Origin of the sequence: Peribacillus sp. NPDC101480 (assembly GCF_050277335.1) — a bacterium.
In the GTDB taxonomy this organism is placed as follows: domain Bacteria; phylum Bacillota; class Bacilli; order Bacillales; family DSM-1321; genus Peribacillus.
In genome coordinates this window covers 94,396-117,082 of the sequence record NZ_JBNNSB010000006.1, presented here as the reverse complement: position 1 = coordinate 117,082, position 22,687 = coordinate 94,396, and the positions used below count along the sequence as shown (strand labels likewise).

Sequence of the window (22,687 nt, the reverse complement as noted above, 5' to 3'; positions counted from 1 at the left end):
CCCTTCACTCTTTGTAAGTGCTTCATCTAAAGATTAGAGGCAATTTTTGAAACAGTCGATTCCATTCTTGGAAAATAATACTCTTCTAATTTTGTAGTTAAGCCACCGTGACCAAATTTACAGTGATTATTTTCACTCTCGGAACTTCGCTTAATAAATTCAAGAAAATACAATATACTATTGCGCCTTTCTAGAATGTTACTAATTCCTTGCTTATAAAACCAGGCATCGATGGTATTATAAACTCCTCTATTAATCCCATACTGTTCATTACAAACTTTAATAAAGGATAAATCAGTTAAGTTTATTATCTCTTCTACATCTAATAGCAATTTGTCCCCTCCTTGCTACTTAGCTCTGCTAATTGAAATGTACTCAATTCCAAAACGTTTTTTTATCAGCTGGAGTTTATTAAATCTCCTAAATCTACCGCCCTTTAGCTTAATTGATGCTCTGGTTTAGTACTTTTCAGTGCTTTTTGCATAAAAACGATTTCTTCACCCAGCATTGAAATACGTTCCAAAACTTCCTCATCAACCAGTTCGTTTTGTGAATTGAAATGGTCGTTATGAGCATAAACAGAGCCAGGTGCAACAAATGCACGGAAATAGCTGGCTATAGGTTTCAGCTGATTTTCAATGACTAAATAATGCTGGTAGGTTCCACCGGTAGCCACTAGCCCCATTACTTTATTACGGAAATCCTTCGGGGGGATCAAATCAAATAAGTTTTTAAGAGCTCCTGTAATTGACCCTTGGAATATTGGGGTTCCTATAATGTAAAAGTCTGCTGAGGTAACGATATCAATTACTTTTTTCGTATCTCCAGTGTATGTTGACGGATTACGGCCATCACAAAATTGAACATCATACTTTTTCAAATCAAGCAATTCGACTTCGATATCAGGATGGTTATTCTTAACTTCCTCTAAAACCTTTTCAATAACAACTTTCGTCTTCTTTCCTATTATCGTTCCTGAAATCCCCAGTAATTTCATTTCACTTTTCCTCCTTTTTAAACCTCTTAGATAAAAGCACATACCCAAAAATTCCCATTATCTCATTATGAACGGGTCAGGAATCGGTTCAGATGATGTATTGATCCAAACAACTTTATCTTGCATATATTCATGAATCGCTTCATAACCGCCTTCTCTTCCATAACCGCTTAGGCCAGATCCACCGATTGCAGCAATTGGTGAAATACTTCGATAGGTATTCACCCAAACAATTCCAGCACGTATAGCTTTCGCGACACGATGAGCTTTTGCAATATCACTCACCCAAATTCCAGCTGCCAATCCGTAATCAGTACTGTTTGCTAATTGAATAACCTCTTCTTCATCTTTAAAAGGGATAACACTTAACACAGGGCCAAATATTTCTTCCTTTGTAATACGGGAATTATTATCGTGATGCTCGAAGATCGTGGGTTCAAAATACCAACCTTTTTCTAAATATTCAGGCTTTTTACCTCCACAAACAAGTTTACCACCTTCATCTAATCCGATAGCCACGTATTTTTCGACTCGCTCCAATTGGGCCTGCGTAGCCAGCGGACCCATTTCTGTTTCATCTTGAAAAGGATCACCGATCTTGATTTTCGATACTCTGTCTACGAGTTTTTGCATCACTTCATCGTAAATATCAACATGTAAAAATGCACGCGAACCTGCCACACAACTTTGTCCTGAAGCACCAAAAATACCAGCTATGATACCCATCGCCGCATTATCCGGATTAGCATCCTCAAACACGATATTGGGTGATTTCCCTCCAAGTTCAAGCGATACCTGCGCAAAATTTTGAGCCGAATTACGAACAATATGCCGTGCTGATTCTGAACCTCCCGTAAAGGCCACACGCCTTACAAGAGGATGGGAGGTGAGTGTATCGCCTACAGGAGTTCCAAAGCCGGTAACTACATTGACTACTCCAGGTGGAAAACCAGCTTCTTCAACCAGTTTCACCAATTCCAATAGAGAGGCCGAAGTCATTTCCGAAGGTTTAATGACTATGGTATTTCCTGCAATAAGTGCAGGTGCAAGCTTCAAGGTTGTTAAATAAAGAGGGGAATTCCAAGGAGTAATGGCGGCTACTACCCCCAGCGGCTCTTTGGATGTAAAAGCGAACATATCTTTTTTATCAATTGGTAAGGTTTGACCATGGATTTTATCTGCTAGACCCGCATAGTAATAGAAAAATTCAGGTAAATATTTTACCTGACCGCGCATTTCGCGTATTAATTTCCCATTATCCAGTGATTCGACTTTCGCAAGCTCTTCAGAGTGATCAGCAATCAGCTCTCCAAGCTTTCTAACCAGACGCCCCCGCTCCGTGAATGTCATATTGGTCCATCCCGAATGCAGGAATGCATTATGCGCAGATTGAACGGCATGATTTACATCTTCAGCATTCCCTTTAGCGACTTGACACCAAGCTTCTTCGGTTGCAGGGTTATAACTATCGAAATATTCACCACTTGATGATTCTATCCATTCCCCGTTTATATACATCTGATATTTTTTCAGCTCTTTCACATCGAGTCACCCCTTTGCTTTTGTCTTTCAATAAACGACCTAATAGCTTCGTTCACTATTTTGGCTCCTTCTATCGGCAGCATATGCCTCATATTTGGTACTATCATTAATTCTGAATCCACAATCTTTTCATGCATTTGTCTTGCCATTTCGGGATTTGAACCTACATCATGCTCCCCTGTTATAATTTGGGTCGGTATATTAATCTGGTGGATCTGCGGCCACAAATCTTCATCCGCAGTTGCAAAAAGTGTATAGGCCGCTAAATATGAAGCAGCATCGTTTGTCTGAAGTCTTTCCCGAATTTCACTTACAGTTTCTTCCTTTGAATTCAAGAATTCAATATTAAACCATCGTTTAATGGCCGGTTCAATTGTTGCCAAAGGGCCCGTTATTTTCACTTCTTCCACTCTTTTTAAAACGGCTTTCCTCTGTTCTTTCGTCCGATTGACCACTGCGTTCATAATTGTTAGCGTTTTCACTTTATCCGGATATTTTAATGCAAATGCCTGAGCGACCATACCACCCATGGAGAAACCAATAATATGACTTCCTTCAATCCGTAAGTGATTCATTAGTTCTGCTAACTGCTCAACAAACTGTGAAAGGGAATAAGGACCCGGAGGATGCTCAGATCCTCCGTGCCCAACCATGTCATATGTGATAACACGGAAATGTTTCGACAAATCTTCAACTTGTTTTTTCCACATCGTAAGATCAAGACCAACACCATGAATAAAGATAAGCGATTGCCCCATCCCTTTCTCTTCATAATGAAGCGAATCTTTTCCATGCAATGTAGTTGGCATTAAACCAGCCCCATTTCAACCATATCTTGATGCCTGTTTCCTGTTCTCGGATGAGGACGTCCTCCTGTAGAAGCCCCAATGGCAACAACGATCTCATCGGCCCTAGGTGCATCAGGTATAGAAGCTTCAAATGTAATGAAATGAGAGCGTTCAGACTCATCTGTCTTATGTACCATCGGTATGAGCACCGCAGATCCAGCGCCACCACGCTTATTAGTAAAGCTTAAGATACTCGTTCCTTTCACGGCGTCCCTGAATTTGTTACCGAATTTCAAAGTGTGGATAAAAGCTGATGCATGCTCAACCTCCCCATCAACACCCACGACAGCTGCCTTGCCGAATGCTTCGACGTCATCAGCGGAATCAATGTGCTTAAATAGTTCAGCAACTAATAGTTCGCCAATTTGCGGTGCAAATTCATCAATTTCCGGTTTTAAATTATCAACATATCCTCTTCCAGCCCATGGGTTTTTGATAACCGCCATAGTTGTTATCATCTTGATGGGATTCTCTACTTTTTTACCGCCCTCAATACGTGTTTCTTCAATAGCTGTATACACTTTACGAATATCTAACATTTACATTACCCCCAATTTAGTTTTTGTGAATCTTGGCATTACTTCTTCCGTGAACAATTTTAAACTTTTCATCATTTTTTCATGTGGCAAACCATTATGGTTCACCCAAAGCAGTAATGTTTCCAAATTCAGTTCTTCCTTCAATTCCTGAATTTTATCTGCTACATAGTCAGGTGTACCAAACAATAAATTTCTTGGGTGTAAGAATTCATAGTTCAATTCCTGCCCTTCTTTTACTGTTTCGCCCGGATCCATAAGGTTGCTAAGTCCTCTCCAGTGACAAATCCAGCGATAATTGTTCAATACTGCTTCTGCCGCATCTTGACGAGCCTGTTCCATCGTTTCCGCTACATATACATCACGTACCAAAGCAATACCCTGACCAAGTGGCACTTCATAGCCTTTGGATTTGGAAGCCCTTTCACGGTACAGTTCAAAACGGCCTTTTAATTCTTTGACGGTCGGCATCCAAAACATTCCTTGTATATCGTTCTCCGCGGCCAATTCAATAGAACGCGGTGAATCAATTACCTGCCACAGAGGAAGTGATTGCTGGTAAGGTCTAGGCATAAGGGAAATCTTATCAATTTCTCCTTTCTCCATATCCATAAACTCCGGTGTTGATGGGCTCATAGGGTGACTCCACTTTAAACCTTTAGGAGGAAATTGATAGATGTCACCTTGATGTGAAAAGAATCGGTTTGACCAAGCCTTTTTTAAAATTTCCAATGTTTCCTCAAACAGTGCACGGTTTTGTTCTTGATTTGCCGGATCAGCCAAAGTGTTTAAATTAGCCGCTTCCCGTCCGTATAATCCACGTGCCAGACCAACTTCCACACGTCCTTTGCTTAACTGATCAAGCATTGCTATGTCTTCCGCCAAACGCAGCGGATGCCAGAAAGTGGCGACATTCGCAGCTTGTCCAATTCGAATGTTCTTTGTACGTGCAGCAATATCAGCCCCCATTAAGATCGGGTTAGAAATCAATTCATTTCCTTCATGACCAAAGTGGTGCTCGGTATACCAAATCGAATCATAACCATTTTCATCACAATAAATAGCTTGCTCACGGGCTTCGTCCAGCACTTTATAATATTCATCATGTCTTCCCTGTCCTGCAAGGTTTGCAAAGATTCCAAATTTCATAGTACTCATTCCCCCTCATATCACTTTTTTTGACCAAGTTTCTTTGCTATGTCCATTTTAAGTTGCATTCCACTTGCTTTTACATGCTCTCGCATGGCCTTCTCCGCTTCCTCCCGATTGCCTTTCTCTATAGCAATCAAGACCGCCTGATGTTCCTTTAGTGATCTCTCACGGCGATTCGGATCTTCAATGGTTAAAAAGACATACTGTCTATAAGGTATTTGATTGAGCAGCAAATTTAGCATGTAACTTAATTTAGAGTTATTGGCGCCTTCTTGGATGACTGAATGAAAAACATCATTAGCCTCGACATATAGCTTTTTATCCGAGGTTTGTATAGCAACCTCCATGTCAGACACTGCTTGCTTAAGGTTATTAATGTCTTCAGCACTCCCGCTTTCTGCAAGCAGCCCCGCTGCGAGCCCTTCCATTACTTCCTTTAAAGTAAATAACTCATCCAGTTCCTTTTCAGTTGGTTTGGTCACACATGTTCCAACCCTTGGAATGATCTCGACTAACCCTTCTCTTTCTAGCTGTTTAAATGCTTCCCTTATAGGGGTTCTACTAACTTTGTAATATTCAGATAAAACAGTTTCCGATAATTTTTGTCCTGGTTCATAATCTCCAGTTACTATGGATTCGCGTATAGCGTTCGTAACCTGAGCAGTAATCCCCAACGTTAAGATAGCTGTAATGAAAAGCCCCTCCTTTTTAAAAGTTTGTACCATGTACCATGCAAGCTCTTGATAAGTGCAATTATAGGTCATGGAAAATAGACTGTCAATTCAAAAAATATAAAATTTTTATTTTTTATTGGAAGACATGTTGTTCCACAATTTTCAAACTAGAGTTTAATATTTCCAATCATTCAGTCTAATGATCAATCTGATTTATTGAAATTCACTAGATGAATGAACGGATATTTTATGATAGTTACCTAAAAATTATTTTTTCTGAAAATATTGACATCTGTATACGCTTACAATTATAGTGATTCTATAAAATAAGCTTGCATGGTACATGGTAGTATACCGAATTTGATAGGGGGTAAATTGATGAAAGTTGAAACTCGCAGTATAGAATATATTCCGGCAGATGAACGCCATGGCAAGGCCCGTGATTTATTTCCAATTTGGTTTGGGGCAAATATGCATATTACCACCCTTGTGACCGGGGCATTGCCCATTACATTAGGTCTTAATTTATTTTGGAGTCTGGCTGCAATTATTGTCGGTACCTTATTAGGCGCCATTTTCATGGCCTCCCATTCAGCTCAAGGACCTCAACTCGGAATTCCGCAAATGATCCAAAGCCGGGCTCAATTTGGTGTAATCGGAGCCATCTTCCCCTTGTTTCTCGTTATGTTTGTCTATTTAGGCTTCTTTGCCAGCAGCGGTTTGCTTGCAGCACAAACCTTAAGCAGTTTAACAAAGATCGACCAAACATGGAGCATAATACTTTTAAATGTACTTTGTTTCGTGGCCACCATTTATGGCTATAACTTAATTCATAAAATGCAAAAATTATTATCCTGGGCGTCTCTTTGTATTTATATTGTAGCTACATATATAGTCTTCCAATTGCAAGTTCCGGCAGGCAGTTGGGCCATTGGGAATTTGGATATACCAGTGTTTTTGCTGGCAGTGAGTATGGTTGCTACATGGCAATTGGCTTATGCCCCCTACGTTGCAGACTATTCTCGCTATCTACCGATAACCACACCCACGGCCCATACATTTTGGTATAGTTACGCTGGCACAGTCATCGGGACTATATGGATGATGACATTAGGCGCAACCTTAACCATAGCGATTCCTAACTTCCTTGATCACTCTGGCGGTAACTTGGCCAGCCTGTTTGGAAATTTTGCTATAATCATGTTCTTTATAATCATCTTTGGACAGCTTGCTATAAATGTCTTTAACCTATATGGAGCATTCATGGCAACCATAACAACAATTGAACCGTTTATTAAATTAAAGGTCACACCGAAAGTACGAATAGGAATGATATTCTGTGTAACAGTAGCAGGTACCGTTTTGTGCTTACTAGGTCAGAGTAATTTCCTATCCTTTTTCTTGAATTTCATCTTTTTCATTAGTTATTTTTTAATTCCCTGGACATCCATCAACCTTGTTGATTATTATTTGCTGCGACATGGCCATTACAATGTAAAAGATATTTTTGATGTGAACGGTCAATATGGCAAAATAAATTGGATTACTTGTATGGCATTTCTTGTATCAATCTTGGCGGAAATCCCTTTTATAAACACATCATTCTATGTAGGACCGATAGCCAAGGCTTTTGAAGGAGCAGATATCGCTTGGATTATTGGGTTAGTTGTCCCAGCTGTTTTGTATTACTTCCCAATGAGAAAAAAGTTGAATACCGCTGAAAATGCAATAAACAAACAAAAGATTGGTTCAATAGAGAATACAGACGCTTCCGAAGAGAATGTTAAGTAAGATAATAGAGAACCGTAAATGAACTGCACCCAAAATGGAGGTGCAGTTTTTTTGACCAAATATAAAATAAAAAGGCATGAGCCCGGTAGATTACCGGGTTCATGCCTTCAAGGCTGTTTAAATAAAGTGCCTAACCATTTGGGTTCACTTCAGTTCAAAGGTTCTGTTTCTTTTAGAGGATGATGTGGTATACCTCTAGTTGTCTAAATACAAATAAGGGTCCAGTTGAATTATCCTGACTCTTCATTTAAGTTTGAATGAAACTTTTTCAAAGAATCATACTTTAAGAAGGCCCCCAATGAGAGGCCTTCTTTTGGTACAAACTCGTTATTAGTTGTAGAAAAAAGCGTTATAAGGTCCAATTGATAAGCAATCCAGCTTGAGCTAACCCACCGCCGAAACCATATAATAAAACCTTCTCACCACCACTGAGCTTCCCTTCTTTTAATCCTATTTCTAAAGCTAATGGAATTGTCGCTGAAGAAGTATTTCCATACTCCACTAAGCTATATAAAGTACGCTCAATTGGAAAGCCACTTCTATCACATATTGATTCAATCATTCTTAAATTTGCACTATGCGGTACGAACCAATCAACATCATTCAATTGATATTCGGCATTTTTCATCACAGTTTGCATTCCTTTTGGAACGGTCGTGACAGCCCATTTATAAACCTCACGTCCATTTTGTACAAGGTTGCCACTATTATTTAAGTCTTCACCATTTATTCGTGTCGATAGGTTTGTACTATATAAATGTTTTCCGCCTTCTCCCTCAGAATACAAATGTGAAGAAATAAAACTTGGCTGTTTTTCATCATATTCTACAAGAACTGCTCCTCCGCCATCTCCAAATAAAATACAAGTGGCTCGATCTTCATAGTCCATAAGTTTAGATAAAGTATCAGCTCCAATAACAAGAACTTTCTTGTTTAAACCAGATGTTACTAATCCATTAGCTACATGCAGCCCATAAGTAAATCCTGCACAGGCAGCGTTTAAATCAATAGCTCCAGTATTCTTAATACCTAGCTTTGCTTGGACTAAAGATGCTACACTTGGAGTGTTGAAATCAGGTGTAAAGGTACAGACAATGATCATATCAACATCTTCGACAGATTTATCATACCGTTCCATTAAATCCTTTACAGCTTTATAACCTATATCACTAGTAAACTCTTCTTCATGTGCAATTCTTCGTTCTTTAATACCAGTACGTTTAACAATCCATTCATCATTGGTTTCAACCATTTTTTCTAAGTCTTTATTTGTTAACCTTTTTTCAGGAACATACGAACCTATCGCAGTAATACGTGCTTTGGATTTGAACATAGAATAGCCACCTCGTGTGTATGAATTGCATCATTTTATAACTTGATATTAACACCTGGTACTAATTATAAAGCAAAAAAAATCTTATGCAACTAACCGTTACATTTTAAGAAAAAGAGCGGGGCAAAGCAACTATTTTAAAGTAAAGCACCTGTTAGTTTATTACAATCTCTAGAGAGACTGCCAAAAGTCATCTTCAAGACATTTTGTATTTCTGACAATTATACTGATAGCTTGAATAAATTCTGCTTGCATCACTGAACTTGTCAAAAAAAAAAGCCATACTCCTAGTTGATGCAGCTCTTACTATTTATGATGGCGACAGATTTGTTCTTGTCTTTCGAGATTTTGTTCAACTGCATATGTAGTGCCCCATTCACACATTGTATTTAATACAGGTACAAAGGATTGACCCAACTCAGTTAAACTGTATTCTACTTTTGGTGGTACTACTTTATATACTTCTCTTCGGACAAGCCCATCTCTTTCTAACTGCTTTAATTGGTCGGTCAAAACTTTCTGGGTAATGGCCGGTATTAGAATATAAAACTCTTTTGTCCTCATTGGTTTTTGACTCAGAAAAAAGAGGATTAAGCATTTCCACTTTCCTCCTACAGTATTCATGAAAATATTTATTCCAGTATTTAAACTCTTCATTCCTCATTCCTCCTGAATAGGCACATAAAGGTGGCTATGCCACTTTATTGTGCGTTATTTTCTTCTACATCATGGGTCCATTATACTCTGATTATGAAGCAAATATAACATTGGGAGTGAACACGATGAGTGTAAGGGAGATTATAGAAAAAAGACGTTCCGTAAGGCAGTACGATCCCGATTATAAAATTAGTCCCGAAACGTTGGCGACATTTATTGAAGGAGCCAGTAAATCGCCTAACGGAAACAATATTCAAGCAACACGATACCTGGTTATAGATGAACCATATTTAAAGAATTTGTTACTGCCCATTGCTTTTAATCAGCAACAGGTAATTGAGGCCTCAGTACTGATTGTTATACTAGGTGATTATCAAGCATTTGAAAAAGAAAATATCATAATGATACATGAGGATGAGTTTCAAAAAGGTTATTTTGACGCATCAGTAAGAGATTATCTAACAAACGCGGCAATCAATTATTATCTAAATAAATCAAAAGAGGATTTAAAGGTTGAATTAATAAGAGACGCAAGCCTGGCGTCAATGTCGTTAGTTTTATTGGCGAACGAGGCAGGTCTTGAAACCATTACAATGTCCGGGTATGATTCCGAACAATTAAAGTCAGCTTTAAAAATTTCTGATAGGTATTTAGATGTTATGCTTATCGCCATGGGGAAAGGAATTAAAGAAGGTCACAAAACAGTAAGACACGATGTGAACAAAGTCATTTATAAAAACAAAATATAGTGAGTGTTTTTACTTTTTAAAAATTTGAATATTGGAGATTAGTGTGGAAAGAGGGTTAAAAAGAACCCTCTTCCCCTATCATCTTATAGTTAAAACTCACCACGAGTTACAGTCTCACATTTCATCCACATGCAGACTTATCATATAGTCATATAAACGTAACGGATTCATTTTAGTGTTTTTGTTTGTAATAAGTTACAGCGAGAGCAAGGGCCAGCACTGTTCCTTTGACGATATCCATCGCATAATACGGAACGGACATCATGATCAGCCCATTTTGTAGGATTCCGATCAGGACTGCTCCGACAAAGGTTCCAAAGGCATTCGGTTTTCCCGCTCCTAAAACGGAGGAACCAATGAAGGCAGCCGCGACGGCATCCATTAAATAGGGTGACCCTGAATTGATTTCCGATGTCATGACCCTTGAAGCAAGGACAATCCCCCCGATTGCAGCAAATAGAGCCGAAAGCAGATAGGCAAGGATTTTGTATTTATTGACCGATATCCCGGAAAGTCTCGCCGCTTCCTTATTTCCCCCAATAATGTACATATAACGACCGTGCTTCGTATAAGTCAAAAAGATATGGGTCGCTATCACAATGACGGCCATGATCAGGATTATCCACGGTACCTGGCCAATTTTGGCGAAAAACGGGCTGATCAGTCCTGTTGCGAACGTCCCGTCTGGCATGACCATATTTTGCGAAACCGTGGCCCCTTTTGTATAGGTAAGGGCAATTCCCTGGATAATGAACATGGTAGCCAAAGTCATCAGCATGTCGGGAATTCTCAATTTAACGATCATGAATGAATTCAAGGCGCCTACGACAAGTGAGGCACCGATCGCAGCTAATATGGCAATTAATGTATCCTGTGAAAACCAGACAAACATCGAGATGACGATGGCATTGGCCAATGATGCGACGGAGCCGACGGAAAGGTCGAAGCCATCCACGGTCAGGGATATCGTAATGCCGATCGCAATGATGGTCACGATTGAAATGGAACGCAGGATGTTGACCAGATTCGTAGTTTGAATGAAAGATGGATTGGACACGGCAAAAATTCCAATCAGAATGATAATCGTCAATATTGTGCCGTATTTATAGAAAAAGTCGAATAGTTCCACCTTTTTCTTCACTTTCGCTGTCTGTGTAACAGGATTGGGTATGCTCATTCTATTTTCCTCCTGTTGAATAGAATAGTAGTTCTTCTTCATTCGTTTTACTTGTTTCTAATTCGATGACAGTGCTCCCGTCATATAACACATATGTCCGGTTGGTAATGCCAATGATTTCGGAAAGCTCGGATGATGCATAAATGATCGCCTTCCCATTCCTTGCAAGCTCTGCAATCAATTCGAATATATCCTTCTTGGCTCCAACATCGACCCCTTTCGTTGGTTCATCGAATATGTATACATCCGCATCGGCCATAAGCCATTTCCCGATGGCAACTTTTTGCTGATTGCCACCTGAAAGGTTTTCGACATTCACTTCCCCTGAAGGAGTTTTAATGCCGAGGCTTGCGATCATTTCCTTCGCTCTTTCCTTTTCCGCCTTGCGATTCACGAAGCTGAATGTCTTGGAGAATTTGCCAAGACTGGCTGCCGTCAAGTTCGCCGAGACTGATTCCTGAACAAGGACCCCTTCTTTCCTGCGTTCCTCAGGTACAAGTGCCAGACCGCTTTTTACTGCTTCGTGTGGTGATTTCAAGGAAAGCTTTCGACCATTCAGGATGACTTCCCCCGCTGTGATGGACGTATGGCCGAAAAGGGTTTTACACAGCTCCGTTTTCCCAGCCCCGACCAACCCTGCCAAGCCGATTATCTCGCCTGCTTTAATATTCAAACTGACATTTTTAACTTTCTCTGCATCTGACAATCCGTTCACTTCCAGAATAACGTCGCCAATCGAAGCATTCACTTCAGGAAACTGTTCATCCATGGTTTTTCCAAGCATGTTCTCTACGACTTCGGTACGGGTTATATCTTCCTTCTTTCGACTTGTGACACGCTCCCCATTCCTCATGATTGTAATTTCCTCACAGATTTCAAAAATTTCGGGCAGACGATGTGAAATGAAAATGATTCCCACGCCTTTTTGCTTTAATTCATTTACAATTCGAAAAAGTTCTGTAGTCTCCGTTTGACTTAACGGAGCAGTTGGCTCGTCGAGAATCAGGAATTTGCATTCTGTCGAAACGGCTCTTGCTATCAGGACCATCTGTTTTTCAGCCAAGGTAAGGTCTCTTACCAGCTTTTTCGAAGGGACACGAATTTTCATATCTTCAAGAATAGAAGCCGCTTGGTTATGCAGCTCTTTCCATTGGACCATCTGTTTTTTTCCCATGTTTTGGACCATATCATTCAACATTACATTTTCCCCAACCGTTAAATAAGGGATGAGGGCGGTATCCACTTCCTGATAAACAATTTGAATGCCTTGTTCTTGAGCCGCTTTTGGTGAGCGGATATCCCTCTTCACCCCATCAATATAAATGTCACCTGAATAATGAACATGGGCTCCCGATAAAACTTTCATTAACGTCGATTTCCCTGCTCCGTTTGCACCGACCAATGCGTGGGCTGTCCCCGATTTTACGGAAAAATCAACATCACTCAGCGCCTTCACCCCCGGAAATTCAATCGAAATCTTCTTCATTTCTAGTTGCGTGCCCATGTCCATTCCCCCTTATTGAACAGACACTCCCTTCTACTTGAAAGAGAGTGTCTCTTTTTAATTTTTATAATGATCTTTCAAAACCTTCATCCAATCTTCTTCAAATTCCGTCGATACACCCCAGCCATCGACAATACCAGACAGATTTGCCATGTTCACCGCTTCTTTAGACGCTTGGATTTGCTTTTGTGAAATAAGTGAAGCCTTCAAGTCATAGGTTTGCGGCGTTTCTTCGCCCGCTAATTTTTTAGCCAATATCCTCATATTCACTGCACCGATCAACTTGGGATCTACTGCTGCCGTGTAGGACCATGAGCTATCAGCCGATTGGATTTCCTGGAGATCTGCATTCGAGACATCTATTCCATATATCTTCACTTCATCGCGGCCCGCCTCTTTAATCGCCCGGGCTGCACCGATAGCAAAGGCATCCCATGTTGCGAAAATGGCATCCAATTTACCTTTAGGGTATTTATTCAGCATTGCGGCTACAGCATTTTGTGTCTGAACCGATGTATCAGCAGATGCCACTCCGAATCTTTCGACTTCTTTGATTCCAGGATTTTCTTTTAATTTTTCCTGATAGACTGCATTTCTTCTTACCATTGGAGGAAAACCGTCCACCCAAAGGTATGCAATTGCCGCTTTACCTTTCTGTTCTTTTATCAGCTTATCAAAAGCCAGTGTTGCCAACGCTTCATCATCTTGTGAAGTTAATGTCACGCCTTCTATTTTAGATAGATCGCTTATTGAATCGAATGTGACAACGCTTTTACCTGCATCAACCAACTTTTGAACGTCATTCACAGTTGCTGCATCATCACCATGTGAAATGATATAGCCATCATAATCTTCCTCCAAAGCCTGCGCTATCGCATCATGGAATTTAGCCGTATCACCATTGGCTGTGTAAGTATCCACTTGAAACCCCAGTGCTTCTCCTTCTTCCTTCGCCCCCGCCAGGTATTGGGCCGTATGATCATCACCGCCAATTTTACGGATCACTTTGATTCTGGCTCCATCTCCATCAGCGAATCTTTCCGGAACATTTTCAAATGATACTTTTTCTTCTTTCTTCGACTCTGTGGAACTCTGACCTGTAGAGCACCCCGTTAAAAGCAAAGCGGAAGCGATGGCTGAAATGAATATACCTTTAATAGACCTTTTCATCTTGTTTCCCTCCATTTTTTCTTATTAGTCTTATCAGTTAAGTTGGTGTAAATCCCAAAATAAAAACCTCTCTAATATAGAGAGGTTTAATCGGCTGTTTTGCAGACTTGTCCCTCTCTTATCTGTCAAAACATTTCTGTTTTGCAGGATTTAGCACCAATTCCTAATGGAACGGTTGCTGGGCATCTTAGGGCCAGTCCCTCCGCCACTCTTGATAAGAGATATATCGTGTTACGTTTTCGTAATTATCACTTTATAGGGATATAGTCGTAAAGTCAATAGATTTTTGAATATTTGAAATGTTCCCCGTTATTTTTTATTTTCTTTGAAGCTGGGCTAGACGCTTTTTCTCAATCTTTTCAAGCCGCTCCAACTGCCTTAATTTCACTTCGAACAAAGTGATAGGGTCACGGTAAACTTCCGGATTTTGTTTCATATGCTCCAATGCAGCCTGGTAGTCTTTTATTTCAGTCTGCGTTTGCTCTATCGTTTTTTGAAGTAATGCAAATGAACCGCGATAGAAAAGGGAGATGTCACGATCCAAAGATTTTTCAAACAATCCAAATTGGGTAAGGAAACGCTCCGTGATCATTTCCGCAACATCCAGGTAATCTTCACTTTCCAGGTATTTCTTATAACGATTGTACATATTGGCTTTATTTTGCGGTATCGCCCCAAACAGCTTCCCTGCCCCTTTAAGCAGTAATTGAGATGGAGTCCTGCGCAAAAGGATATTGACGTTTTCGATGCGGATGCTGCTTGTCATCCTGTCGGCATCACGGCGCCAGTCATCCAATACTCTGAAGTCGCCTGCAAGCGTAATCCGTTCTTCTTTGTATAATTCATTGAAACCGGCACTCATCTCATCCATAAACTGCTGGCTTTGTGAGAACTCCATTTGGGAACTGGCAATCCAGTCTTGAAGAGAACGGTAATATTGAGGCATGATCTTGTCAGAAATGAAGTTTTGAATCCGCTCATTCATTTCCTGATTTAACTGTACATGGACCTGACTGAAATCACTGCTTTCCGTTAACGATTTAGAGCAATCCCTCAGTAATTCAGGAATTTTTGAATAAAGCTGATTTTTCACTTCGTCCTTAAGCGAACGATACGACCTTATGATATTTTCACTTTTCTCTTTTTCCAAATCAGCCAATTGGTTGACAGCCCCATTCAGCTTGACTTCCATCTGTTCATTCCAAGAGATGGAATGCTCGCATTTCCGCTCATTGGCTGCCCGTTTTTCTAACAGATAAGATAAAGTTTTACGAATGAATGCCAGGATTTTTTCAGATCTTCTTTCCTTCCAATTTTCATCTTGATAATTCGATTGAAGGAAAGCTGAAAGGTCCTTCAATTGCTGCCGGCTGTCATAATGTTTAGAGAAAGCGAATACTTTCGCATTCGGGAAATAGGCATTCACTTTATCCCATGTTTCGTCTTCCATCCGGACTGCGACCTGATCACTGTATATCGTATCCATTTTATTTAATAAGAAATGAATCGGCAGTTTCGGAGCCATCATTTGAATTTCCAATAACAGATCCCGTTCGCTGCCGGTGAAAGGCGCCCGGGCGTCAAGAACGAACATCAATCCATCACTGCCATGTAAATAGCCCTGGAAATCGGATTCCACGCTTTTTTCCCCATTGAACCCAGGAGTATCCAATAATCGAAGATGATTATTCCTTAAGTAGTCACTGATGATGGTCACATCGACAATAGTCCCGCGCTGGCGGCGTGTTTCATCCAAATCAGTTAGCTCCTCGACAACTTTGCTATCTGTATCGGTAATTTCAAGGATTTCCAAATCATCCCCATCTTTGACACTGACTAGTGACGAATGATCTTCAGCGGCAATGCTCTCACCAACGATTGACTGAATAAAGGATGTCTTGCCATTTCCTGTACTTCCAGCAAGAAGAAGATTGAAATTCCGGGTATCCTTAAGCCCGTCTACCATCCATTTAAGCTTATTGCCAACCTTTAAATCATTATCTTCAGCCCACTGGATAATGGAATTGAACAGTTTCTCTCCCGCTTCCAGTCCGCCTCCCAATTTAGGCGATTTCGAAAGCAGGCTCTCTGCGTCCTGAATGACCAACGCATTGATCGTATCCGGGAAGATTTCATTCCAGGACAACGCGGATGCCGCCGCAAACAGCGAGAGCTCCCCGTCTGCGATTTTGAGCCAGTTTTCCAGCAACCTTGGCACGACAGGACTTAATTCCTTGATTAGGTGCGTTCCTTCTAACAGACCTGCATATGCATCCCTGTAATAGACGGAAAGCTCATCCCATACATCCGCATGGTTCAATTCGATGGTATCTATCAAGTTATTAATCACTCTCAGCCATTCGAAATAAGAATCCGTATATTTATAGTTTTTCCAAAGGGCAACCGTCACCTTTTCGAAACGTTCCTGGTCGAGTGTGTATAGCGAACCAAGGACAGTTGAAAAATAATCCGGATCCATCGATTGGGCTACACCTTGCTGGATATACGTTTTCAGCACATCGAACCAGCCCATTGATTCTGTACGGATACTTTCATTCGCCGCTAATACCACCGCACTGTTCCAATCCTTTTGTTCTTCAAAAAAGGCACGTGCAATTTCCGTGACATTCGGGTAGTCCGGTTGGAACTCGACTGCTTCTTTCACGACATTGGAAGCCAGGTCATTTCTCGATTCCACTATGTACAGGGAAAACAGTTGCAAAAGAACCTCTGTTTTCAAGACCGCTTCATCCGTATCGACGGATTTATAGATATCCTCTGCGGTTGAATACATTTCCAGTTCAAAATAAGCATCAGCGATGTTTTTCTTCGCCCATGAACCAAGTTCCCCTTCTATGTTTTCCCATTTAAAAATAGCTGCCTCATAGTCATGATGCTGAAAATATACTTCTCCTTGAGCAAATCGAATTGCGGTTAAATCCGCTCTTTCCTTTTTTTGTTCCACGAGAAACATTTCACCCAAAGCTTGAATGGGGTGCTTCCTTGTATCCTCAATCATCGTTTCATAATATTTTTTTCCGATCAGACGTTCGTCCATCTTTATTCCCCCGATATATTTCATATTTTCAATTAAAGGATAATCACTGATTCTATAAGCCTTCTAGTAGACCTAACATTCAATCTATAGGTTCCTTTAGTTAAAAAATCATTTACAAAACCTTAAAATGTTATTTTAGCAAAACAATATGGTAACAACATGTCACCACTCTTACAATTTTAAAACAGAAACAACTGGAACTGTAATGTTTTTAATAAACCGATACAGAGATGTCATTTCCATATTCGAGAAAATATGTTTTTTCTAGAGGTGAGCGAACCATTCTTTATCCCTCTAAATTACCAGAAGCCCACCCTTCAACTTACCTATAAACGGTAAAAAGCAAACTCACCCTGCCTCTTCCATATAAAAAAGCAGTACCCTCATTCATAAAAGGTAACTGCTCTCTGATAAGCTCCGAACAGTACTTGTCCTTTGACAAATTAGGATTATACCCCTGTACGCTTACGTTGGTTATTCGGCTTTTTGGTCAACTGGCTTTTAAGCTGTTTCGTTTTTTTCACAACGCCTGTTTCCAGTTTATCTTTACTTGATCCCGCTTGCTTTTGAGCCAGTTTTTGTTTGACTGCATCCGCCAGGCTTAATTTTTTATTTTCAGACATACTGTTGTCTCCTTTAGTGTTCTGCCTTCTATTATAATATAGTTGGGATTAGAAAGATAATAGGGAGTTATAGCCTATTCTTGTTCAAAAAATCCTCTGGATAAAGGAAGTTTCGCTAACGAGGGACTAATTTCCTGCTCCTTTTAAAGGATTTATGATAAATTATGTTGACTTCATAATCGGAATTTGCTAAATTGTCTTTATATTATAAAATCTATGAAGAGAAAGAGTAAGATGGGAACCCTGTTCCACAGAGAGTCGACATGTGGTGGAAGTCGATGTCCAAGGCCTATCCGAATATCATCTCTGAGATGCAAAGCTGAAAATGCAGTAGGCTTTGACGGGTTTCCGCCGTTACAATGGATCACGTATGAATTCGTACGTTGACTGAGTGCCGCAGCTTCTTTGTAGTGCGGAATATGGGTGGTATCGCGAGCACAAACTCGTCCCTGATTTTCAGGGGCGAGTTTTTTATTTGCACAAAACACTTTAATTAGCCTTTTTCAGGCCAGTCGGCGAGAGTTATCATTTTTAAAAAAAGGAGAAATCACCATGAAAAAAACAGACACATTATTTATCGGCCTTATGCTTTTCTCAATGTTCTTCGGAGCGGGGAATCTTATATTCCCTCCATTTTTAGGAGCATCTTCAGGAACTTCATTCTGGCCGGCCATTGCCGGTTTTGTCGCCACCGGAGTCGGCCTGCCAATTTTGGTGCTTCTTGCAGTCTCACTTGTTAAGGGCGGGGCACAAACCATCGGTGCCCGTGTACATCCACTATTCAGCACGTTGTTCATGGTTGTCATCTATTTAAGCATCGGGCCGTTCCTCGCCATTCCGCGGAATGCGAATGTTGCCTATGAAATGGGCTTCAAGCCGTATCTTGGAGACTCAATGAATCAATCACTATTTCTATTCATGTTCACAACCGTATTTTTCATCATCGTATATGCCATTTCATTGAATCCAGAAAAAATGGAAACCTTCATGGGACGCTGGATTACACCCGTTCTTCTTTTATCCATGGTCATTCTCTGTGTCGTTGGGTTCGTAAAGCTTGATGCTCCATTCCAAGCTCCAACCGAAGAATATGCTGCAGGAGCATTTTCGAAAGGGTTCATTGAAGGCTACAACACGATGGATGCTCTAGCTTCCCTGGCTTTTGGGATCGTCATCCTTACTTCAATCCAGCAAAGGGGGATTTCAGAACGAAAGCAATTGACGAGATATACAGTAAAAGCGGGTCTCATCGCTGGTGTTTTGCTTTCTTTAGTTTATATCTCCTTAGGAGTAATCGGAGCACGCATGGCAGCAGATGGTTCATTCGAAAACGGAACGGATATCCTCACTGTCGCATCGACCCTTTTACTTGGAACTGGCGGAAAGGTCCTTCTCGGCATCATTTTCACTTTAGCATGCTTCACCACCGTTGTCGGATTGACCACTGCTTGCGGACAGTATTTCTCGAAACTTTTCCCCAAACTGAACTATAAAACCGTCATTCTGATTGTAACAATCGTCGGTTTCATCCTTTCAAATATGGGTCTGAATCAAATTCTGAAAGTATCGGTACCATTCCTTGTGATGGCTTATCCGTTAACGATCGTCCTGATTGTCCTGACATTCTTCAGCCGTCATTTCAAAAACCCGAAGAAGGTTTATCGCAGTGCAATGACTTTCACAGGAGTTTTCGCCTTGATGGATGGACTGAATGCTTTCGGCCTACAATTAGGACCGGTGCAAACCTTGAGTGATGTCCTTCCCCTTTCCGCCTACGGCATGGAGTGGATCATCCCTGCTCTCGTCGGTACAGCCCTTGGCGTTCTGCTCAGTCAAATCGGACAAACAGCGCCAGCTGAGGATTTGGAAATCGAAACACTATAATAATGAAGTAAGCAGGTGATTTTACAGATCATCTGCTTATTTTGTGCACGCCTGCATTGCTTTATTTTGGAAATCGACATCCACTTTTTGTTATGATGGGGTCAAAGGAGATGATAAGTAATATGTCTAAGCAAACCCGTATTGGTAAAACAGATCTATATGTAAATCCGATTGGCCTTGGCACGAATGCAATTGGCGGACATAACCTTTTCCCTAATCTAAGTGAGGATACAGGAAGGGATGTTTTGAGAACGGCGTTGGAAGAGGGAATCAACTTTTGGGATACAGCTTACATTTACGGTCCTGAGCGTTCAGAAGAACTTATCGGTGAAATCCTTAAAGAGAGTCGCAGACGCGATGACATAGTCCTTGCCACTAAAGGGGCACATAAATTTGTCGATGGCAACATCGTATTTGATAACTCTCCGGCTTTTCTGAAAGATGCCGTGGACTCGAGTCTAAAAAGGCTCCAAACAGACTACATCGACTTATTTTATATCCATTTCCCTGATCGCGATACCCCTAAAGATGAAGCAGTAGGTGCCTTAAAGGAATTGAAGGATGCAGGTAAAATCAAGTCAATCGGCGTCTCGAACTTTTCGTTCGAACAATTGAAGGAAGCGAATAAAGACGGCTATGTCGATGTCCTGCAATCCGAGTACAATCTATTCAAACGTGAGGCAGAACAAGACCTGCTGCCATATACAGCCGAAAATGATATTTCCTTCATTCCTTATTTCCCGCTTGCGTCCGGTCTGCTCGGCGGCAAATATAATCAGGAATCAACATTCGATGACGGCCGGGCAAAAAGTCCGCTTTTCCAAGGACAAGCCTTTGTAAGCAACCTGCAAAAAGTGGAAGAAGTACGGGCGATAGCCAACAGGAAGCATACCGAAGTTGCCGATGTCGTCCTAGCTTGGTATTTAACTCGGCACTCGATTGATGTACTCATTCCCGGAGCGAAAAAGCCAGAACAGGTCACACGCAACTTACAAGCATTGGATGTCGATTTAACCATGGACGAAATTGCCGAAATCAGTGCCATTTTCGCTTAATTATAGATGTGAAAAAGGCTGTTCAGTTTAAGCTGAACGGCCTTTTTATCCTGCTCTGCGGTTCATCCTTGTACTTAAATTAACCGTAGGCTCTCTATATTGCTTAGGTACCTCTACTTTGTTATATTTAGTGAATATTCCATAAATTAAGGAAGAGGCAGTCTTATGAAAAAATCTATTGTTATTTTATTTCTTATCTTGGCAAATTTGTTCTGGGCCGGTAATTACATTTTCGGAAAATACGTTGTGACAGAACTTTCCCCGATCCAGCTAACATTTACGCGATGGCTAATTGCCGTTTTCTTATTGTTTCCTTTAGCGCAGTGGATTGAAAAGCCACACTGGAAGACTGTATGGAAAGCCTGGAAATTACTATTAGTCTTGGGTGTGCTCGGGATCATCAGTTATAATTTTTTCCTTTATTGGGCTTTAACCTATACAACTTCCATGAATGCCGCTCTTGTCAATTCCATGAACCCTGCCTTAATTGTTCTTTTTTCCGCTTTGCTATTAAAGGAGAAAATTTCATCCCTCCATGCACTCGGACTTATCATTTCTTTATTAGGCGTTTTATTGGTCTTGACAAAAGGACACCTTCTGGATATTTTCCAGCTCACCTATAATAAAGGCGACCTATTGATGATCCTGGCGATTCTCGTTTGGACCTTCTATTCAATAATCGGTAAAAAACTGAAAAACATTCCGATCATCTCTGCTACTGCCGTTTCCGTATTTCTCGGATTGATTCTCGTCGCTCCATTTGCCATTGGTTCGGGAATGAACCTTGAATTAAGCAGTAAAGCCATCACGGGTCTCTTATATATTGGAATCTTCCCGTCTGTCGGCTCATTTATTTTCTGGAATGTTTCCCTTCGTCATATCAATGCCGGCCAGGCTGGAATTTACCTGAATCTGATTGCTGTATTTACCGCCATCCTTAGCCTGGTTTTAGGTCATGCGATTTCGCTCATCCAAATCCTCGGTGGCATCCTGGTCTTTATTGGTGTCTACCTGACAAGCAAAAAGAAAAAGGCATATCCGGCAGCTGTCACGAGGAACATGTAAAGAACATCCAGTTAACCAACGAACGCTTTCTGTCTTTTCCCCTTGTCTATGCACCATGATTTACGTTATCCTTTAAAGAAGAAAATCTGAATGTAAAGGTGTGCTTTAGTTGAGGATCAATAAATTTATCAGTGAATCCGGAATTACCTCGAGACGAGGCGCAGACAAATGGATAGCCGATGGCCGTGTGACGATTAATGGCACGGTAGCTGAGCTTGGCAGTCAAGCTGAACCCGGCGATGATGTCCGTGTCGACGGCAAGCCGATAAAAGTCGAACAGCAAAATGTCTATATTGCACTGAATAAACCGATAGGGATTACAAGTACGACCGAAAAACACATAAAAGGGAATATCGTTGATTTTGTAAATCATCCGCTTCGCATTTTTCATATCGGACGGCTGGACAAGGACTCAAGCGGTCTGATCCTTCTTACAAATGACGGAGACATCGTAAATGAAATCCTTCGTGCAGAAAACAAGCATGAAAAAGAATACATCGTAACCGTGGATAAGCCAATTACCGCGTCCTTCATTAAAGATATGTCCTCCGGAGTGGAGATTTTGGATACGAAAACACTTCCTTGCAAAGTTGAGCAGTTGACCAAATATACATTTAACATCACTTTGATGCAAGGACTGAACAGACAAATCCGCCGTATGTGCTCCGCACTGGGCTATGAAGTCCGTGATTTACATCGAATCCGGATCATGAACATCCATCTGGACGGACTGGCGAATGGACAATGGCGCGACCTGACCGAGGATGAATTGACGGAACTATTTAAGGAATTGGATTACACCCCAAGGCAAAGATGATAATGAAGATGCCCCCAGAATTCCGGGGGCATCGCTTTTTTAATTTCAGAAGAAT

Annotated in this window: 20 protein-coding genes, 1 riboswitch and 1 other annotated feature; of the genes, 6 read left to right on the top strand and 14 right to left on the bottom strand. The window is 40.9% G+C overall.

Annotation, left to right across the window (positions count from 1 at the left end; translation table 11 throughout):
• Positions 1–26: 26 nt before the first annotated feature.
• From ACQKMF_RS19835 to ACQKMF_RS19805, 7 genes are all read right to left on the bottom strand, one after another.
• Positions 27–332 (bottom strand): hypothetical protein, encoded by a 306-nt coding sequence (locus ACQKMF_RS19835; protein WP_101224939.1) that lies wholly within the window; start codon positions 330–332, stop codon positions 27–29.
• A 104-nt stretch (positions 333–436) separates the two neighbouring features.
• Positions 437–997 carry an NADPH-dependent FMN reductase gene (locus ACQKMF_RS19830; protein WP_402944534.1) on the bottom strand — a complete coding sequence of 187 codons (561 nt, stop codon included), beginning with the start codon at positions 995–997 and terminating at the stop codon, positions 437–439.
• A gap of 57 nt (positions 998–1,054) precedes the next feature.
• Positions 1,055–2,539: an aldehyde dehydrogenase gene (locus tag ACQKMF_RS19825; protein ID WP_230177892.1), complete on the bottom strand. Its 1,485-nt coding sequence runs from the start codon at positions 2,537–2,539 to the stop codon at positions 1,055–1,057.
• Positions 2,536–3,348, bottom strand: a complete 813-nt coding sequence (locus tag ACQKMF_RS19820; protein ID WP_427574589.1) for an alpha/beta fold hydrolase — start codon at positions 3,346–3,348, stop codon at positions 2,536–2,538. The genes ACQKMF_RS19825 and ACQKMF_RS19820 overlap by 4 nt, the downstream gene beginning before the upstream one ends.
• A complete protein-coding gene (locus ACQKMF_RS19815; RefSeq protein WP_057278565.1) occupies positions 3,348–3,926 on the bottom strand; it encodes an amino acid synthesis family protein in 579 nt (192 codons plus the stop codon). The genes ACQKMF_RS19820 and ACQKMF_RS19815 overlap by 1 nt, the downstream gene beginning before the upstream one ends.
• Positions 3,927–5,072: an LLM class flavin-dependent oxidoreductase gene (locus ACQKMF_RS19810; protein WP_427574587.1), complete on the bottom strand. Its 1,146-nt coding sequence runs from the start codon at positions 5,070–5,072 to the stop codon at positions 3,927–3,929.
• Between the two features lie 20 nt (positions 5,073–5,092).
• Positions 5,093–5,800, bottom strand: a complete 708-nt coding sequence (locus tag ACQKMF_RS19805) for a GntR family transcriptional regulator (RefSeq protein WP_230177894.1) — start codon at positions 5,798–5,800, stop codon at positions 5,093–5,095.
• Between the two features lie 327 nt (positions 5,801–6,127).
• Between ACQKMF_RS19805 and ACQKMF_RS19800 the strand changes: the two genes are divergently transcribed.
• Positions 6,128–7,540, top strand: coding sequence for a purine-cytosine permease family protein (locus ACQKMF_RS19800; protein WP_402944547.1), 1,413 nt, complete (start codon positions 6,128–6,130; stop codon positions 7,538–7,540).
• A 349-nt stretch (positions 7,541–7,889) separates the two neighbouring features.
• Here ACQKMF_RS19800 and ACQKMF_RS19795 read toward each other — a convergent pair whose 3' ends face one another.
• Both ACQKMF_RS19795 and ACQKMF_RS19790 read right to left on the bottom strand, forming a co-directional pair.
• Positions 7,890–8,873: a ketoacyl-ACP synthase III gene (locus ACQKMF_RS19795; RefSeq protein WP_101224945.1), complete on the bottom strand. Its 984-nt coding sequence runs from the start codon at positions 8,871–8,873 to the stop codon at positions 7,890–7,892.
• A 306-nt stretch (positions 8,874–9,179) separates the two neighbouring features.
• A complete protein-coding gene (locus ACQKMF_RS19790; RefSeq protein ID WP_101224946.1) occupies positions 9,180–9,530 on the bottom strand; it encodes a winged helix-turn-helix transcriptional regulator in 351 nt (116 codons plus the stop codon).
• A 125-nt stretch (positions 9,531–9,655) separates the two neighbouring features.
• On the opposite strand from ACQKMF_RS19790, the gene ACQKMF_RS19785 reads away from it, so the two are divergent.
• Positions 9,656–10,279 (top strand): nitroreductase family protein, encoded by a 624-nt coding sequence (locus tag ACQKMF_RS19785; RefSeq protein ID WP_260356388.1) that lies wholly within the window; start codon positions 9,656–9,658, stop codon positions 10,277–10,279.
• Between the two features lie 172 nt (positions 10,280–10,451).
• On the opposite strand, the gene ACQKMF_RS19780 is transcribed toward ACQKMF_RS19785, so the two are convergent.
• From ACQKMF_RS19780 to ACQKMF_RS19760, 5 genes are all read right to left on the bottom strand, one after another.
• Positions 10,452–11,456: an ABC transporter permease gene (locus ACQKMF_RS19780; RefSeq protein WP_101224948.1), complete on the bottom strand. Its 1,005-nt coding sequence runs from the start codon at positions 11,454–11,456 to the stop codon at positions 10,452–10,454.
• A 1-nt stretch (position 11,457) separates the two neighbouring features.
• Complete coding sequence (locus ACQKMF_RS19775; protein ID WP_402944558.1) at positions 11,458–12,960, bottom strand: sugar ABC transporter ATP-binding protein; 1,503 nt, start codon at positions 12,958–12,960, stop codon at positions 11,458–11,460.
• 57 nt (positions 12,961–13,017) lie between these two features.
• On the bottom strand, positions 13,018–14,130 hold the full coding sequence (locus tag ACQKMF_RS19770) for a sugar ABC transporter substrate-binding protein (protein ID WP_101224950.1): 1,113 nt from the start codon (positions 14,128–14,130) through the stop codon (positions 13,018–13,020).
• A 115-nt stretch (positions 14,131–14,245) separates the two neighbouring features.
• A riboswitch (SAM riboswitch) is annotated at positions 14,246–14,351 on the bottom strand.
• Positions 14,352–14,446: 95 nt separating this feature from the next.
• Positions 14,447–17,188 (bottom strand): GTPase domain-containing protein, encoded by a 2,742-nt coding sequence (locus tag ACQKMF_RS19765; protein ID WP_402944562.1) that lies wholly within the window; start codon positions 17,186–17,188, stop codon positions 14,447–14,449.
• A gap of 449 nt (positions 17,189–17,637) precedes the next feature.
• Complete coding sequence (locus tag ACQKMF_RS19760) at positions 17,638–17,811, bottom strand: hypothetical protein (RefSeq protein WP_164468807.1); 174 nt, start codon at positions 17,809–17,811, stop codon at positions 17,638–17,640.
• Between the two features lie 207 nt (positions 17,812–18,018).
• Positions 18,019–18,265: a binding site (T-box leader), on the top strand.
• Positions 18,266–18,363: 98 nt separating this feature from the next.
• On the opposite strand from ACQKMF_RS19760, the gene brnQ reads away from it, so the two are divergent.
• The 4 genes from brnQ to rluF all read left to right on the top strand — a co-directional run bounded on the left by brnQ (position 18,364) and on the right by rluF (position 22,632).
• Positions 18,364–19,695: a branched-chain amino acid transport system II carrier protein gene (brnQ, locus tag ACQKMF_RS19755; RefSeq protein WP_402944565.1), complete on the top strand. Its 1,332-nt coding sequence runs from the start codon at positions 18,364–18,366 to the stop codon at positions 19,693–19,695.
• 122 nt (positions 19,696–19,817) lie between these two features.
• Positions 19,818–20,750, top strand: a complete 933-nt coding sequence (locus ACQKMF_RS19750) for an aldo/keto reductase (RefSeq protein ID WP_101224952.1) — start codon at positions 19,818–19,820, stop codon at positions 20,748–20,750.
• 165 nt (positions 20,751–20,915) lie between these two features.
• Positions 20,916–21,815, top strand: coding sequence for a DMT family transporter (locus ACQKMF_RS19745; RefSeq protein ID WP_427574581.1), 900 nt, complete (start codon positions 20,916–20,918; stop codon positions 21,813–21,815).
• Between the two features lie 109 nt (positions 21,816–21,924).
• Positions 21,925–22,632, top strand: coding sequence for a 23S rRNA pseudouridine(2604) synthase RluF (gene rluF, locus ACQKMF_RS19740; RefSeq protein WP_402944570.1), 708 nt, complete (start codon positions 21,925–21,927; stop codon positions 22,630–22,632).
• Positions 22,633–22,687: the final 55 nt, after the last annotated feature.

What these genes read in the sequence shown, in the direction of transcription:
- ACQKMF_RS19830 (WP_402944534.1), bottom strand. Translation starts at nt 997, where the DNA reads ATGAAATTACTGGGGATTTCAGGAACGATAATAGGAAAGAAGACGAAA.
- ACQKMF_RS19820 (WP_427574589.1), bottom strand. Translation starts at nt 3,348, where the DNA reads ATGCCAACTACATTGCATGGAAAAGATTCGCTTCATTATGAAGAGAAA.
- ACQKMF_RS19815 (WP_057278565.1), bottom strand. Translation starts at nt 3,926, where the DNA reads ATGTTAGATATTCGTAAAGTGTATACAGCTATTGAAGAAACACGTATT.
- ACQKMF_RS19810 (WP_427574587.1), bottom strand. Translation starts at nt 5,072, where the DNA reads ATGAAATTTGGAATCTTTGCAAACCTTGCAGGACAGGGAAGACATGAT.
- ACQKMF_RS19805 (WP_230177894.1), bottom strand. Translation starts at nt 5,800, where the DNA reads ATGGTACAAACTTTTAAAAAGGAGGGGCTTTTCATTACAGCTATCTTA.
- ACQKMF_RS19800 (WP_402944547.1), top strand. Translation starts at nt 6,128, where the DNA reads ATGAAAGTTGAAACTCGCAGTATAGAATATATTCCGGCAGATGAACGC.
- ACQKMF_RS19795 (WP_101224945.1), bottom strand. Translation starts at nt 8,873, where the DNA reads ATGTTCAAATCCAAAGCACGTATTACTGCGATAGGTTCGTATGTTCCT.
- ACQKMF_RS19790 (WP_101224946.1), bottom strand. Translation starts at nt 9,530, where the DNA reads ATGAAGAGTTTAAATACTGGAATAAATATTTTCATGAATACTGTAGGA.
- ACQKMF_RS19785 (WP_260356388.1), top strand. Translation starts at nt 9,656, where the DNA reads ATGAGTGTAAGGGAGATTATAGAAAAAAGACGTTCCGTAAGGCAGTAC.
- ACQKMF_RS19780 (WP_101224948.1), bottom strand. Translation starts at nt 11,456, where the DNA reads ATGAGCATACCCAATCCTGTTACACAGACAGCGAAAGTGAAGAAAAAG.
- ACQKMF_RS19775 (WP_402944558.1), bottom strand. Translation starts at nt 12,960, where the DNA reads ATGGGCACGCAACTAGAAATGAAGAAGATTTCGATTGAATTTCCGGGG.
- ACQKMF_RS19770 (WP_101224950.1), bottom strand. Translation starts at nt 14,130, where the DNA reads ATGAAAAGGTCTATTAAAGGTATATTCATTTCAGCCATCGCTTCCGCT.
- ACQKMF_RS19765 (WP_402944562.1), bottom strand. Translation starts at nt 17,188, where the DNA reads ATGGACGAACGTCTGATCGGAAAAAAATATTATGAAACGATGATTGAG.
- ACQKMF_RS19760 (WP_164468807.1), bottom strand. Translation starts at nt 17,811, where the DNA reads ATGTCTGAAAATAAAAAATTAAGCCTGGCGGATGCAGTCAAACAAAAA.
- brnQ (WP_402944565.1), top strand. Translation starts at nt 18,364, where the DNA reads ATGAAAAAAACAGACACATTATTTATCGGCCTTATGCTTTTCTCAATG.
- ACQKMF_RS19750 (WP_101224952.1), top strand. Translation starts at nt 19,818, where the DNA reads ATGTCTAAGCAAACCCGTATTGGTAAAACAGATCTATATGTAAATCCG.
- ACQKMF_RS19745 (WP_427574581.1), top strand. Translation starts at nt 20,916, where the DNA reads ATGAAAAAATCTATTGTTATTTTATTTCTTATCTTGGCAAATTTGTTC.